This window comes from Bradyrhizobium sp. 155 (assembly GCF_023101105.1).
GTDB lineage: Bacteria > Pseudomonadota > Alphaproteobacteria > Rhizobiales > Xanthobacteraceae > Bradyrhizobium > Bradyrhizobium canariense_D.
Window position 1 is genome coordinate 6814326 of the sequence record NZ_CP064704.1, and the last position, 14323, is coordinate 6828648.

13 protein-coding genes and 1 pseudogene are annotated in these 14323 nt (G+C 64.6%); 6 read left to right on the top strand and 8 right to left on the bottom strand.

Annotated elements, in window-relative coordinates; translation table 11 throughout:
* Positions 1–103 precede the first annotated feature (103 nt).
* Positions 104–2196 (top strand): annotated as a pseudogene (locus IVA93_RS32635) (methyl-accepting chemotaxis protein).
* 48 nt (positions 2197–2244) lie between these two features.
* Here IVA93_RS32635 and IVA93_RS32640 read toward each other — a convergent pair.
* Positions 2245–2898 carry a DUF2865 domain-containing protein gene (locus IVA93_RS32640; RefSeq protein WP_018454654.1) on the bottom strand — a complete coding sequence of 218 codons (654 nt, stop codon included), beginning with the start codon at positions 2896–2898 and terminating at the stop codon, positions 2245–2247.
* 17 nt (positions 2899–2915) lie between these two features.
* Complete coding sequence (locus tag IVA93_RS32645; protein WP_204513289.1) at positions 2916–3734, bottom strand: L,D-transpeptidase; 819 nt, start codon at positions 3732–3734, stop codon at positions 2916–2918.
* A 210-nt stretch (positions 3735–3944) separates the two neighbouring features.
* Here IVA93_RS32645 and IVA93_RS32650 point away from each other — a divergent pair, with 210 nt between their 5' ends.
* From IVA93_RS32650 to IVA93_RS32670, 5 genes are all read left to right on the top strand, one after another.
* Positions 3945–5057 carry an AI-2E family transporter gene (locus IVA93_RS32650; RefSeq protein ID WP_026232782.1) on the top strand — a complete coding sequence of 371 codons (1113 nt, stop codon included), beginning with the start codon at positions 3945–3947 and terminating at the stop codon, positions 5055–5057.
* Positions 5058–5135: 78 nt separating this feature from the next.
* The gene (locus IVA93_RS32655; RefSeq protein WP_026232783.1) at positions 5136–5507 is read left to right on the top strand and encodes an ElaB/YgaM/YqjD family protein; all 372 of its coding nucleotides are present in this window, start codon (positions 5136–5138) and stop codon (positions 5505–5507) included.
* A gap of 76 nt (positions 5508–5583) precedes the next feature.
* The gene (locus IVA93_RS32660; RefSeq protein WP_018454658.1) at positions 5584–6039 is read left to right on the top strand and encodes a hypothetical protein; all 456 of its coding nucleotides are present in this window, start codon (positions 5584–5586) and stop codon (positions 6037–6039) included.
* A 176-nt stretch (positions 6040–6215) separates the two neighbouring features.
* Positions 6216–7358, top strand: a complete 1143-nt coding sequence (locus IVA93_RS32665) for an OpgC domain-containing protein (RefSeq protein WP_018454659.1) — start codon at positions 6216–6218, stop codon at positions 7356–7358.
* Between the two features lie 67 nt (positions 7359–7425).
* Complete coding sequence (locus IVA93_RS32670; protein ID WP_026232784.1) at positions 7426–8055, top strand: TetR/AcrR family transcriptional regulator; 630 nt, start codon at positions 7426–7428, stop codon at positions 8053–8055.
* 7 nt (positions 8056–8062) lie between these two features.
* Here IVA93_RS32670 and IVA93_RS32675 read toward each other — a convergent pair whose 3' ends face one another.
* The 6 genes from IVA93_RS32675 to ureC form a co-directional block, all read right to left on the bottom strand.
* On the bottom strand, positions 8063–9721 hold the full coding sequence (locus IVA93_RS32675) for a CHASE domain-containing protein (protein WP_018454661.1): 1659 nt from the start codon (positions 9719–9721) through the stop codon (positions 8063–8065).
* A 296-nt stretch (positions 9722–10017) separates the two neighbouring features.
* The gene (ureG, locus tag IVA93_RS32680; RefSeq protein ID WP_026232785.1) at positions 10018–10641 is read right to left on the bottom strand and encodes an urease accessory protein UreG; all 624 of its coding nucleotides are present in this window, start codon (positions 10639–10641) and stop codon (positions 10018–10020) included.
* Positions 10642–10799: 158 nt separating this feature from the next.
* Positions 10800–11528 (bottom strand): urease accessory protein UreF, encoded by a 729-nt coding sequence (locus tag IVA93_RS32685; protein WP_018454663.1) that lies wholly within the window; start codon positions 11526–11528, stop codon positions 10800–10802.
* Positions 11509–12126 (bottom strand): urease accessory protein UreE, encoded by a 618-nt coding sequence (locus IVA93_RS32690; protein WP_018454664.1) that lies wholly within the window; start codon positions 12124–12126, stop codon positions 11509–11511. The genes IVA93_RS32685 and IVA93_RS32690 overlap by 20 nt, the downstream gene beginning before the upstream one ends.
* Positions 12127–12140: 14 nt before the next feature.
* Positions 12141–12440 carry a putative quinol monooxygenase gene (locus tag IVA93_RS32695; RefSeq protein WP_007599815.1) on the bottom strand — a complete coding sequence of 100 codons (300 nt, stop codon included), beginning with the start codon at positions 12438–12440 and terminating at the stop codon, positions 12141–12143.
* Positions 12441–12582: 142 nt separating this feature from the next.
* Positions 12583–14298 carry an urease subunit alpha gene (gene ureC, locus IVA93_RS32700; RefSeq protein ID WP_018454665.1) on the bottom strand — a complete coding sequence of 572 codons (1716 nt, stop codon included), beginning with the start codon at positions 14296–14298 and terminating at the stop codon, positions 12583–12585.
* Positions 14299–14323 lie beyond the last annotated feature (25 nt).

Genomic DNA, 14323 nt, shown 5'->3' on the forward strand with positions numbered 1-14323 from the left:
CCTGAGCCGCAAACGGCATGCGATTGCCTTGTCTGACGGGCCCCTTTTTCTGCTGTTGCCGGGGCGCCTTTACGAACTTTGTATTGGGAATTGGGGGACTTCGATGCTGAATCGTCTGACCGTATCCGCGCTGCTGAAGGCGGTGATCGCGATCACGTCGATCTGCGTGGTGATCGCGCTCTCGCTCACCGCCTACGAGTCCTGGGATCGCCTGAAGACCGCCAACCGCATCTCGCAGATCGCCGACACGTCCGCCGATCTGTTCAAGGCGATGCACAATCTGCGCACCGACCGCTCGACCACGGTCCGCCTCCTGAATGCGACCGAGCCGATGGACGGCGAGATCGAGAAATATCTGCGCGCGCTGCGCGATGCCCAAATGCCCGCCATGGCGCGCGCGATCGAGCTGCTGCCGGCCATGGACTTTCCGCAATCAGGCACGCTGGTACCGGAGCTTGCGCGCCTCTACAAGCTGCTGATCGAGGAGCAGAAGCAGTTCTGGGAGGATGTAGCCAAGCCGAAGGACCAACGCCGCGCCGGTCTGCCCAAGGAATATATGGAGACAACGCAGGGCCTGCTCGACACGCTCGACAAGCTCTCGAACACGTTGGCCGCCACGGTCAATCACCTGGACGCCGCGATCGACCAGCTGCTGTCGATCAACCAGAACGCCTGGCTGCTCCGCAACACCGCAGGCGAAGCATCGCTGATCGTCTCGACCGGGCTGGCCGCCGGCAAGATCACGACGGAGGGCCGCTACGCCTATACCCAACATGTCGGCGGCACGAGCGCGATGTGGAAGGCGCTGGAGCTGTCGACGTCCGGCATGCAGTTGCCGTCGGGGCTCGCCTCCGCGATGGCCTCCGCCAAGACCTCGTATTTCGAGCCGCAATATCTGGCCTTGCGCGACCGTCTCACGGACGCGCTGGTCAAGGGTGAGAAGCCCGAGATGACGGCGAACCAATGGAGCCCGCTCACGGTCGCCCGTATGGCGAGCGCCGTCACAGTGGCAGAAGGTGCGCTCGATGCTGCCAAGATCCACACGCAGGAGCAGCGCGGCGCCGCACAGCGCGCACTGATCGTGCAGCTTACGCTGCTGGCGCTCGCCGTGGGGCTTGCCGTCGGCGCGATCATGCTGGTCAGCCGCCGCGTCATCACTCCGCTCAACACCATCCGGGACGCCATGCTGAAGGTCGCCGGCGGCGACCTTGCCGTCGATAGCGGCTATCTCGACCGCAACGACGAGATCGGCGCGCTTGCCGGCGCGCTGGAGACCTTCAAGCAGCAGGCCAACGACAAGCTCACGATCGAGGCGCAGGAGCGCGAACGCAATGCGGGCGCCTCCGCGCGCCAGCGCGCGGTCGAGACCTATGTCGGCGAGTTCGAGGGCGCGGTGCGCAAAACGCTCGGCGAATTGAGCGAAGCCTCTGGCGAGATGCGCAAGACCTCGGGCGATCTCTCCGCGGTGTCGCGGCAGACCAACGACCGCGTGCAGATCGCCGGCAAGGCCTCCAATGACGCCTCCATGAGCGTCGACAGCGTCGCCGCCGCCGCCGAAGAGCTGAGCGCCTCGATCAACGACATCAGTCAGCAGGCCGCGCATGCCGCGGGCATCGCCAGCCGCGCCGTGACCCAGGCGCGCGAGACCGACGGCACGTGCAGGGACTTCAAAAGTCGGCCGGCCGCATCGGCGAGGTCGTCGGCCTGATCAACACCATTGCGCAGCAGACCAATTTGCTCGCGCTTAACGCCACGATCGAGGCGGCCCGCGCCGGCGAGGCCGGTCGCGGCTTTGCCGTGGTCGCCTCCGAGGTGAAGTCGCTGGCGAGCCAGACGGCGAAGGCGACCGAGGAGATCTCCGAGCAGATCGCCGACATCCAGAAGGTCGCGGCCGACGCCATCAGCGCCATCCAGACCATCGGCGGCATCATCGGCGAAGTGAACGAGGTCGCGACCGCAATCGCCGCCGCCGTGCAGGAGCAGGGAGCGGCCACCCAAGAGATCACCCGCAGCACCCAGTTTGCGGCGCAGGGCACCAAGAACGTCTCGGACAACATCACCGGCGTCAAATCCGATGCAGACGCTGCTGCCGCTGCCGCCGACAACGTGAAACACGCCTCCGAGATGCTGGAGAGCCAGAGCCGCCAGCTCGGCCATGACGTCAGCGACTTCCTCGGCAAGATCCGGGCGGCATAGCCCACACTCTTGGTGTCGTCCTGGCGAATGCCAGGACGACGTTGAGGCCTATTCCTTCGCCACCACCGGCACCTGGCGGAATCTTGCGCGAACCGAGTCGGGCAGCGGCGAGAAATTCATCGCGACGCCGCGGCGGTCGTTGGCATTGCGGCTGGCGACCACCAGGCCGTCCGCGCCCGCGACGATGTCGCCCTTGCGCAAGGTGGGATCGTCGTCGACCTTGACCTGAGCGAGCCCGACCGGATCCTTGCCGTTGCAGGTACAGCCTGCGACAATCTCATTGCGATAGCGGAACGCGTTAGGCAGGTCGGAATAGGATTTCCCCTTATCCGTCGTCGCGTCGTCGATGTTGCCGCCATAGACCAGCGAGGTCTCCGAGGCCGGGCAGAAGCTCTTGCAGGATTGCGCCTTGCTCTCGGAATCGTTTCCCTGCGCCGGGAAATAACGTCCGTCGCAGCCGCGCACGCAATAGGCCGTGCCGCCACCGTAGGAGGCCCGCTGGCGCGGCGGGTCGTAGCGCGGCGTGTCATCGGTCTGGAAAGGCATGCGAATCTCGGGCGCCGGCCGTCCGCGGAAGCCGCCGAACAGCGCCGAGAAAAAGTCCTCCGCATGGGCGGATGGCGTCAGCGCGAGGCCGAAGGAGGCAATGGCGACGAACGCCGCCGCGCCCCCGGCGAGTTTGCCGATCGAACGTCTCTTCATGTGACCTCACTCGACCCTTAGTTCACGGCCGAATTCGAAATGTTCAGCGCCTGCCGGCCTGAGGGCAGCGCGGTCACGGCTGGGCGCTTGCGCACGGAATCACTGCCTTTCGCCATCAGCGGCGCGTTCTTCGGTAGCACGACCACCTTGGCGCCGACATTGACACGGCCGAACAGGTCGGTGACATCCTCATTGGTCATGCGGATGCAACCGGACGAAACGAACTTCCCGATCGTGGTGGGATCGTTGGTGCCATGGATGCGGTATTCGCTCGACCCGAGATACATCGCACGCGCGCCGAGCGGATTGCCGGGGCCACCAGCGACGAAGCGGGGCAGATAGGGTTGGCGCGCGATCATCTCAGCCGGCGGATGCCAGTCCGGCCACTCCGCCTTGCGGCTGACGCTCTGCACGCCCGACCAGGTGAAGCCCTCGCGGCCGACGCCGACGCCATAACGGATCGCGCGGCCCTGGCCGAGCACATAGTAAAGGTAAGTATTGTTGGTATCGATGACGATGGTGCCGGCCGGCTCGCTGCGGTCGAAGCTGACAATCTGCCTGCGCAGGCGATCTGGCAGCGCGGCATCCTCGTCGGGCGCTTGCGCGTTCTGACTTGCATAGCCTTGGTTCGCATAGCCCTGGTTCGCATAGCTTGGGCTCGCATAACCCTGCGAATAGCCCTGGTCCTGCGGGTAAGCCTGATCTTGCGGATAGGTGTAGCCCAGCGTCTGTGCGCTTGCGGCGCCGAACGGCACTGCCAGCAAAGCGGTTGCAAAGGCAAAAGCGGTGATGCGGCGCTGCGATAAGCGGCGTCGGACTGCAGAGAACTTCGTCATGTGCTGCCCCGTGTGGATGCCTGCATCAGGGTGATGCGCTGGTTTGTTCAACGCGGTCCAACCGCTACAAGTTCCGCGGCGGGATGCAGCAGCGACGTCAGAGTCAAGCGAGCGCTTCTTCGCGAAGCCGCGATGGAACCCGCAGGGCGCGAGGACGTTCTCCCCTGGTCATGGGCGCGAGGACTGAAGTCTCCGTGCCGGAGAGGTATTGTGCGCGTCCTTCCCAGTGAACGTATGACTCCCGGCAATGGCGAAGGCACTCCGCTTCCCGAGAGCCACGGCGAACTCCCGCCGGTGATCCGCCGCACCGAACTCGTCGCCTTCTCGCTCGCCGGACTGCTCCTCATCGCAATCGTCGCGGTGCTCTATGTCGGAAAGGCGTTCTTTTTGCCTGTCGTGATGGCGTTCGTCACCGGCACGATGCTCTCGCCGGCAGCGACCTTTCTGGAGTACCGGAAAGTGCCGCGCGGGCTTGCCGCCGTCTTGATCGTGTTCGCGGTGACCGCCGTGGTCGGCTTCATCGTCGCGCTGATCGCCTCGCCGGCGATGGAATGGAGCTCGCGCCTGCCCGAACTCGGCGCGCAGTTGAAAGACAAGGTCCACGTGTTCGACCGGCCGCTGGCGCTGTGGCGAGAGCTGCAGACGATGCTCGGCGGCTCGGAGGGATTGCCAAGCTTCCAGATGCCGAAATTCGAGTGGGTGCAGCCAACGATTGAATTCCTGTCACCGACCTTTACCGAATTCCTGCTGTTCTTCGTCACCCTGATCCTGTTCATCGCCAGCTGGCGCGACCTGCGACGGGCAATGATCATGACCTTCAGCGATCACGACGCACGGCTGCGCACGCTTCGCATCCTCAACGAGATCGAGGTCCATCTCGGCAACTACCTTTTGACTGTGACCCTGATCAACGTCGGCGTCGGCGTCGCCGCCGGAATCGTCTGCGCCCTCACCGGAATGCCCAATCCGGCTGGCCTCGGCGCGCTGGCGGCCACCCTCAATTTCATTCCGATCATCGGACCGGTGGCCATGTTCGCCATTCTGGTCGTGGTGGGGCTGGTCACCTTCCCGACCGTCAGCGGCGGCCTGATGGCGGCGCTCGCCTTTGGCGGCATCACCTTCCTGGAGGGACATTTCGTCACGCCGACCATCATCGGCCGGCGGCTGGCGCTCAATGCGCTCGCGGTGCTGCTGGCGCTGGCGTTCTGGACCTGGCTGTGGGGCCCGATGGGCGCGTTCCTGTCGTCGCCGCTGCTGATCGTCGCCCTGATCCTGAAGGAGCATCTGTTGCCTGAGGATTCGCCGCAGCTCCCGCAGGACTGACCGGTTTCCGTGAACGGAACTTACACCACGACGAAACGTTTCCCGGCTGTCTCAACCGTCAACAGCCCGGAGCCCCTGATGTCCACCACCAATGCCGAAGCCGGGATGAGAGACTGGACCGACAAAGCCACCAGAGAACGCCTCGAGAAGGATGTAGCAGCCGTGAAAAGCGATATCGCCGCCCTCACTGATCAGATCACCGACGCGCTCAATACTTTTGCCAACTCCTCCAGCAAGCAAGCCCGCCGCGGCTATAGCCAAGCGCGCGAAAACGTGGATTCCGCGATCGACGACATGTCGGAACGCGGCAGCGCGATGATGGGCGCGGCACAGGAGGCCTACGGCTCGATCGAGGAGACGCTGGAGGACGCGATCACGCAGCGGCCGCTCGCGACCGTCGGGCTTGCGCTCGGCATCGGCTTCCTGATCGGCGCGGTCTGGCGTCGCTGAGATCGCGAACGGGTATCGAGACGGTGGCGCAGCGGCGCCGCCGGTGCCGGCTTGTGGGGATCTGAGGAGCAAGACCATGTTTCAGCGCATCATCGACGGGATCAGCGCATCCACCGGCACCACTGTGCGGCTGACCTCGCTGGCAGCAGGCGCGGCGTTCGCACTCTTCATCACCACGTGCTTCCTGTGCGCGGCGGCATTCATTTCGGTGCTCAACAAATATGGTCCGGTGCAGGCCTGCCTCGCCGGTGCGGGCATTTTCTTTCTGCTGACCCTCACCGCGGCGGTGAGCTATTGGGTCTACAAACGGCAGCTGCGCAAGCAAGCTCATATCGCGGCCGAGCGCGCCACGAAATCGGCGGCCTCGAGCATGCTCGCGGACCCCATGCTGCTCGCCACCGGTCTCCAGATCGTTCGCGCCATCGGGATCAAGCGGCTGTTGCCGATCCTGGCGATCGGCGGCGTCGCCCTCGGACTCATGGCGAGCCGCGCCGGCGTACCCGACGAGGCCTCGGCTGAGCCTGCCGAGTAGCAGCTACCGGGTTAGAAAATTTCGTCACGGGTCCCGCGAACGCGCCTATCCAATCGGCACCGGCGGCCCCGCGCCAATTTCGCGCCGTTTGCCTGCGCCATCACGCAAACGCTACTCGGATAGGCAGGCGGTTGCCGCTAAAAGCAGCGCCCCTGATTCCAAAAGCCATTTTTTCGATGAAACCGTCCGTCCAGGCGAACCTCGCCGCATTTCAACACGACCCCCGGCTCTATTTGACGCTCGGTATCGCCAACTGGTCGGTTTTCGTCGACCACATCCCGAACAACGTCGTCAATTTGCTGACGCTGCGCAATTTCGGCTTCAGCGGCGCCGCAGACTTGTTCGTGTTCGTGGCCGGCTATGGCATGGCCATCATTCACGGCAAGATCGCCCTGGAGCGCGGCTACGTCGTCGCGGCGACGCGCATCTTCCAGCGCATGTGGCGGCTCTACGCCGCCTATGTCGTCCTGTTCGTGATCTACATCGACGCCATCGCCTATGTCGCCTCGCAATCGATGGCGCCCGAGATCATCAACGAATACAACATCTCGGGCATCATCGAGCATCCGCTGCGGATCCTGATACGCGGACTGGTGCTTCAGGAAGAGCCGCTGAACCTCGATCTTCTTCAGCTGATGATCCCGCTGATGGCCCTCCTTCCACTCGCGCTGTGGGGGCTGTTGCGGCGTCCGAACCTGACGCTGGCGGCGTCGGTCGCGCTGTACGTTGCGGCGCGCTGGTTCGGCTGGAATTTCCGGGTTTATCCGGACCAGGAGTGGACCTTCAACCCGTTCTGCTGGCAGATGCTGATGGTGCTGGGCGGCTGGTTTGCCGTGACCGGCACGTCGGGCCGCGCGCTGCATGGCCTGTCCTGGCTGCGCGTGCTCGCAGGCGCCTATCTCGTATTCGCGATGGCAATCACGCTGATGCGACACTCGCCGACGCTAGCGGCCTATTTGCCGGATATCGCGCTCAACACCATCACGCCGACCGACAAGGAAGACCTCGCCCCCTATCGCGTGGTCCACTTCCTCGCGCTCGCTTTCCTCGCGACATATTTCGTCCCGGCCGATCATCCCGGCCTGCGACTGAAGCCGCTTCAGGCGGTGATCAGATGCGGCGAGGAATGGCTCGCGGTGTTCTGCGTCGGCGTGTTCCTGTCGTTTGCCGGCCATCTCATCCTGATCACCGGCGCCAATTTGGTGGTGATGCAGATTGCCGTGAGCCTGGCCGGCTTCGCGGCGATGGCCGCGGTCGCATATTACATCGCCTGGTCGAAGCGGCAGGACCTGCCCGCGGCCTTGCGGCAACAGGCCTAACCCGGCACCTTCCGATTCCCCTAGGCCGGCCATTACGGCTGGGCTATGCGGAGCGGCAGCGGATTGCATGGGGAGGCCGGGCGTGGTGATGGCGAATGGCGGGGATGAGGGAGCCGACGGCGCGCCCCGGCGCGGCCGGCCAAGGTCGATCGAGACCACCAACGCCATTCTCCAAAGCGCCTATGCGCTGATGGCCACTACCGGCCTTGCCGCCACCACCATTGACGCGATCGCGCGCCACTCCAGCGTCTCCAAGATGACGATCTACAAATGGTGGCCGTCGCGCGAAGCCTTGCTGATCGACGCCTTTCTTCACCATGCCGCGCAGATGCTGCCGCTGCCGCATGCAAGCTCGGGCAGCCCCGCCGCGCGCGCACGCCGCCATGCCGCCGCCTATGCCGAAGCCCTCCAGGGCGAGTTCGGCAAGGTCCAGCTCGCCGTCATCTCCGAATGCATCTCCAAGACCGGCTCGGCGGAGCTGTTCTACGCCCGCTACCTGCAATTCCGCCGCGACGCGCTGATCGAGATGATCGCCGCGGGCCAGAACGACGGCAGCATTCTGGCGGAAGCACCGCCCCAGGATCTCTACGACGCGATCTATGGCAGCCTGTTCTACCGCTACGTCTTCGGCATCGCGCCGATCACGCCGGCCTACGCGCGGACCCTGGTTGACCTCGTGCTGCGGCCGAAGAGCTAGCCTCGAATTACCGCGCAGGCCGGATCGGTGCTGACAGCTTGTCGGTGCGGTCGCGCTCGGTCATGTCCTCGACCGTCTCCATCGGCGCGGTCAGCTCGTAGACATAGGAGACATCGGTGAAATAGCGCTTGGCGGTGCCGCCGAGCGCCTCGGGCGCGACGCGGTCGAGCAGGATCAGGCCGAAGTCGGAATCGGGGCGGCGCGTCGCTTCGCTGGTGTTGAACTCCTCCCAGCGGAAATAGAAGACCTCGCCGGACCCCTCGTTCGTCACCGTCCAATTGGCAGTGATGTGCGGATGCTTGCCGACAAGCGACAGGCCCTCGTCGGAGTGCGAGGCGAGCTCGAAGAACAGCAGCGACAGACTCTGCGCCGCGCGCGCGCTGACTGCGATATCAGGACCGGTGACGGCAATGCGGTCGGCATGCGGGATGGCGCGCGCCTCGAACAGGCCCTTCAGCTTGACACCCTGCCACTGGCTCTCGCTGAGCAGCGAGACGACGTTGGACATGGCGTGGATGCGGCCGATCAGGAGCTCGCGCGCGACATCGATGTCGGAGCCATGGCGCAGCGTGCGGGTCACGATCGACTGGATCACCGCCAGGATGTTTTTGACCCGATGGTTGAGCTCGTCGATGACAGCCGTCAGCCGGCGCTCGAAGCCGATTCTGACCTGGATTTCCCGGCTGAGCCGCAAATTGTTGTAGGCGACATAGCCGAACAGGCCGCACACCATCGCGGTGATCGCAAGGCCGATCGCCGCCACGATGATCGCAGTCTGCTCGGCGCGGCGCGCCGAATTGGTCTTGGCGTAATAGCCGAGCTGCCAGTCGCGACCACCGAAGCTCACCGTGCGCGTCGCCGACGGCGCCGGCCCATCGGCCGCTGTCGGGCGGGCCGAGACCACGCCTTGATCGTTGGCGACCAACTCGCCACCCTCCCGGCGCGGATCCTTCAGCGCAACCGCGAACAACGACATGTCGTCGTTGGTCAGCATCAGGGAAGAGAGCTCATAGGAAAATGTGATGAAGCCCGCCGGCTCCGTCGCGCCCTCCGGGATGACGGGAGCCGCCACAATGATGCCGATCGACCCGTCGCCACGCAGGAGGGCAACCGGTTCTGAGGCAACCGACCTCTTCTCCACTCTGGCGCGCGCCAGCATGGCGCCGCGCACCTGATCCTGGTCGTAACTGCGGCCGGGCAGCCCCTTGGTCTCGTTGCTGCGCGGCTCGAGATCCATCAGCACATCGATCGGCTGGGTGACACCTGCCGGATCGATCGGCTTGTCCTCATAGCTGCGGATTCGCGGATTGGGGAAGCCGGCGCTCGCGATCGCGGCTTGTGCTGCGGCAAGCTCGTTCGGCTTCAGGCGGGCGACCCAGCCCGCCACCACGAAATCGGTCTTGAAGGCGTAGATGGCCGAGCGCAGCGGCTCGAGCATGTTGGGCTTGAGCACCGACGGCGCCCGGAACAGGCCGGAGGCAACCCGCGCGAGCAGTTCGCGCTCGGTGAGCCGGTCCTGGACCAGGCTCGCATGGACATCGATCGCGCGCGCCAGCGCGATCCGGTCCAGCGCCAGCTCCTGGTCGTGGACGCGATAAGCCGCAAGCCCGGAGAGCAAGGCCCCGAGAAGAGCAATGAAGCCGATGATGAAACCCAGCCGGACCACGCGACTACTCAGGCGAAAGCAGGAGGTCGGCAATAAATACGGAGCATATGGACGCCGCTCGAACGGGCACGTGCCGAAACAGGGTGAACCCCAATCGCCGAGATAATGAAGGAGGAGGCATCGGTACGCAACTTGGTCGCCTGAGAAGCTTAAATCGGCCCGCCGATGGTCCGGCCGAGTTGGATTTGCTCCGGGCACCGGAGGTAATCAATTGCCGTGACCGAAATTTGTTCCGCGGACACGGCTCTGCCCACGGTGTTAACGGGGGAAACGCCTGCGTTAGGTCGTCGCGCCGGTCAGCCGGCCCGTTTCAAGCCGCCTTTGGCCTCAATGAAGCCGATGATGCGGTCCAGCCCCTGGCTCTTTTTCAGGTTGGTCATGACGAACGGCCGCTCGCCGCGCATCCGCCTGGCGTCCGTCTCCATCTTTTCCAGGGAGGCGCCGACATGGGGCGCCAAGTCGATCTTGTTGATGACAAGGAGGTCGGACCGGGTGATGCCGGGGCCGCCCTTGGACGGGATCTTGTCGCCGGCCGCCACGTCGATGACGTAAATGGTGAGATCGGCGAGCTCCGGGGAAAAAGTGGCAGCGAGGTTATCACCGCCGGATTCGATCAGCACGAGATCGAGTCCGGGAAACTTGGCGCGCATATCCGCCACCGCGGCGAGATTCATCGAGGCGTCCTCGCGGATCGCGGTGTGCGGGCAGCCGCCGGTCTCGACCCCGGCAATGCGATCCGGCGTCAGCGAGCCCGAGCGTACCAGGAATTCCGCATCCCATTTGGTGTAGATGTCGTTGGTGATCGCGGCGATGTCGTAGCGCTCGCGCATGGTCTTGCAGAGCAGGTCCATCAGCGCAGTCTTGCCCGATCCGACCGGACCGCCGATGCCGACACGCAAGGGGCCGTGAGATGTAGCCATTGCTTTTTTTCCTATCGTCGTCCTGGCGAAAGCCAGGACCCGTTACCACTGAATCCGATTGTCACGGCACGCTGCAGCCACATCTGTGCATAACCACGCGCACCCGTGGTTATGGGTCCTGGCTTTCGCCAGGACGACAGTGAAAGCGACGAACCCGCTCAAGATCTGAACAGCCGCGTATATTGCGTCTCGTGCCGCACGCTGGCGAGGTCGGCGCGGAACGTCGCGCCGCCGACATCGTCCAATGTCGCATTCAGCGCACGATTCGCCGTCGCGGCAACCGCGGCTTCCAGCCTCACCAGCACGCGCTGGCTGTCGGTCTGGCCGAGCGGAATGAGCCGGCTGGCCGCGGAAATCCAGTTCGAGACCAGCGCATGCAGGAAGGCGTGCAGCGTCGGCGCCAGCGGCACGCCGTGCATCGCAGCGACCACGCCAACGGCAACGGGATAGACCAGTGGCGTACGGCATGCCGCAACCATCGCATCCAGCCCGTCTGCATCCCACGCGGCGCGGGCGATGTCGATGAAGGCACGGCCCTGCGATGTCGTCTCCAGCTGCCGCTCGCGCGACGGCACGAAGGCCGCGGCGAGCTCGGCGATATCGCCCAAGGTGTCGCCCTCGCCCGCTTCAGTGGCGCGATAGGCGTGGACCAGAAACGTCGCATCGCAGAAGCCAGAGCCATCGCGAAGCATCGCATCGAGCCAGTCCGCCAGCGACGCGGTGTCGTTGATGTCACCGGCTTCGACCGCCCATTCGATGCCGCTGGAGTAGGAAAAGCCCCCGACGGGAAACGCCGGCGACAGCCAGGTCATCAACCGGTACAGCGCCGCCGCCTCGCACTCCGCGAGGTCGCGGGCCGCGACCGGCTCATTTGTGGTCATGAGCATGCTTGTGGCCGTGGTGATGGTCCGGGTGATCGCAATGCTCGTCGTGGTGGTGATGGTGATCGTGACCGTCGCCATGTGCGGCATGATCATGATGGTGATCATGACCGTGATGATCATCGTGGCCGTGATCGTGATGCGCGTGGTCGTCGTGTCCATGCGCATGTCCGGCATCCGCATAGGCGCCGCCTTCGGGATCGAACGGCGCCTCGATCTCGATCACGCGCGCGCCGAGGCCCTTCACCATGGCTTCGATGACGTGGTCGCGGCGGATGCGCAGGCTCTTGGCCATGATCTGCGTCGGCAGATGGCGATTGCCGAGATGCCAGCCGACACGAATAAGGTGGTGCGGATCGTGGCCGCGGATCTCGAGCAGCGGCTCGGGCGCAGCGACCACCTCGACCAGCCGGCCGTCCTCCAACACCAGCGCATCGCCGCCGCGCAGCGCGACGGCATTCTCCAGGTCGAGCAGGAACTCGAGTCCCCGCGTCCCCGTCATTGCCATGCGGCGGCGGTGCCGATCGTCGAAATCGAGCACGACCGTATCCGCCGGCGCTTCCGCGAAGCGGTGTTGTCCCCTGACCTGCGTCGCCCGGATCATCCGCGTTTACCCCGTTACCGTGTCTCGACCTTCTCGGGCGTGATCACTTCGATCTTCGGCGGCGCCGTAAAACACTTCACCGCGACGCGGCCGAACGTCTTCATGTGCTCCATGGCGCGATGCGGCACCAGCGCCTCGGCATTCTCCCACTGCTCGACGAACACCATCTTGGCGGGATCGGTGACGCTCTCATGCAGATCATAGGCGATATTGCCGGGCTCTTTCCGCGTCTCCTTGATGCAGGCGGTGGCGGCTGCAATGAATTCGGCGCGCGTTTCAGGCTTGATGGTCAAGGTGGCGACGACGTAGATCACGAGAAATCCTCCCGGCTTTTCTTCTGGGCTTCAGATACCGGGCGGGACCTTAGACCAGGCGGGATCGAACGCAAAACCCGGAAAAGCCGCTCCCGGATATGCGACCAGGACATGGTCCTGGGACATGCGTTGAGGCGCTATTTCAGTACATGAAATATCGCTGCGCCATCGGCAGCACCTCGGCGGGGGCGCAGGTCAAAAGCTCGCCGTCGGCGCGGACCTCATAGGTCTCAGGATCGACCTCGATATTGGGCGTGGCGTCGTTGTGGATCATGCTTTTCTTCGAGATTTTTCCGCGGGTGTTCTGGACCGCATAGAGCTTCTTGTCGATGCCGAGCTTACGCGCGAGGCCGCCGGTGATGGCGGCCTTCGAGGTGAACACCACCGAGGACGCGGTGCGCGCCTTGCCGAAGGCGCCGAACATCGGCTGATAATGCACCGGCTGCGGGGTCGGGATCGAGGCGTTGGGATCGCCCATGGGAGCGGCGACGATCATGCCGCCCTTGACGACGCAATCCGGCTTGACGCCGAAGAAGGCCGGCGACCACAGCACGAGATCGGCGAGCTTGCCCTTCTCCACCGAGCCGATCAGCTTCGAAACGCCATGGGCGATCGCGGGATTGATCGTGTATTTGGCGATGTAGCGCTTGACGCGGAAATTGTCGTTGTCCTTGCCCTTGTCCTGCGGCAGCGAACCGCGCTGCTTCTTCATCTTGTCGGCGGTCTGCCAGGTCCGGATGATGACCTCGCCGAGGCGGCCCATGGCCTGGGAGTCCGAGGAGATCATCGAGAGCGCGCCGAGATCATGCAGGATGTCCTCGGCCGCGATGGTCTCCTTGCGAATGCGGCTTTCGGCGAACGCCAGGTCTTCCGCGATCGAGGGATCGAGGTGGTGGCACACCATCAGCATGTCCAGATGCTCGTCGATGGTGTTGCGCGTGAAGGGCCGCGTCGGGTTGGTCGAGGACGGCAGCACGTTCTTCAGCCCTGCGACCTTGATGATATCGGGGGCGTGACCGCCGCCGGCGCCCTCGGTGTGGAAGGCGTGGATGGTGCGGCCTTTGAACGCCTTGATCGTATCCTCGACGAAGCCGGATTCGTTGAGCGTGTCGGTGTGGATCATCACCTGGATGTCGTAGTCGTCGGCGACCGACAGGCAATTGTCGATCGCGGCAGGCGTGGTGCCCCAGTCTTCGTGCAGCTTCAGCGCACAGGCGCCGGCCTTGATCATCTCGACCAGCGCGGCGGGCCGCGAGGCGTTGCCCTTGCCGGAGACGCCGAGATTGACCGGGAATGCGTCGAACGATTGGATCATCCGCCCCATGTGCCACGGCCCCGGCGTGCAGGTGGTGGCGAACGTGCCGTGCGAGGGGCCGGTGCCGCCCCCTAGCATCGAGGTGACGCCCGACATCAGCGCGTGCTCGATCTGCTGCGGACAGATGAAATGGATGTGGCTGTCGAAGCCGCCCGCGGTGAGGATCTTGCCTTCACCCGCGATCACGTCCGTGCCGGGGCCGATGATGATGGTGACACCGGGCTGGATGTCGGGATTGCCGGCCTTGCCGATGCCGGCGATCATGCCGTCCTTGATCGCGACGTCGGCCTTCACGATGCCCCAGTGATCGACGATCAGCGCATTGGTGATGACTGTGTCGGCCGCGCCCTGCCTGTTGGTGACCTGCGACTGGCCCATGCCGTCGCGGATCACCTTGCCGCCGCCGAACTTCACTTCCTCGCCGTAGCTGGTGAAGTCCTTCTCGACCTCGATGATGAGATCCGTGTCGGCCAGCCGCACCTTGTCGCCGGTGGTCGGGCCGAACATGTCGGCATAGACGGAACGCTTTATTTTGACGGACATCACAAGCCCCGTTTGCGTTTGAATT

Coding starts and splice junctions, on each gene's coding strand:
- IVA93_RS32640 (WP_018454654.1), bottom strand. CDS start 2,898: ATGAAGAGACGTTCGATCGGCAAACTCGCCGGGGGCGCGGCGGCGTTC.
- IVA93_RS32645 (WP_204513289.1), bottom strand. CDS start 3,734: ATGACGAAGTTCTCTGCAGTCCGACGCCGCTTATCGCAGCGCCGCATC.
- IVA93_RS32655 (WP_026232783.1), top strand. CDS start 5,136: ATGTCCACCACCAATGCCGAAGCCGGGATGAGAGACTGGACCGACAAA.
- IVA93_RS32660 (WP_018454658.1), top strand. CDS start 5,584: ATGTTTCAGCGCATCATCGACGGGATCAGCGCATCCACCGGCACCACT.
- IVA93_RS32665 (WP_018454659.1), top strand. CDS start 6,216: ATGAAACCGTCCGTCCAGGCGAACCTCGCCGCATTTCAACACGACCCC.
- IVA93_RS32670 (WP_026232784.1), top strand. CDS start 7,426: ATGGGGAGGCCGGGCGTGGTGATGGCGAATGGCGGGGATGAGGGAGCC.
- ureG (WP_026232785.1), bottom strand. CDS start 10,641: ATGGCTACATCTCACGGCCCCTTGCGTGTCGGCATCGGCGGTCCGGTC.
- IVA93_RS32685 (WP_018454663.1), bottom strand. CDS start 11,528: ATGCTCATGACCACAAATGAGCCGGTCGCGGCCCGCGACCTCGCGGAG.
- IVA93_RS32690 (WP_018454664.1), bottom strand. CDS start 12,126: ATGATCCGGGCGACGCAGGTCAGGGGACAACACCGCTTCGCGGAAGCG.
- ureC (WP_018454665.1), bottom strand. CDS start 14,298: ATGTCCGTCAAAATAAAGCGTTCCGTCTATGCCGACATGTTCGGCCCG.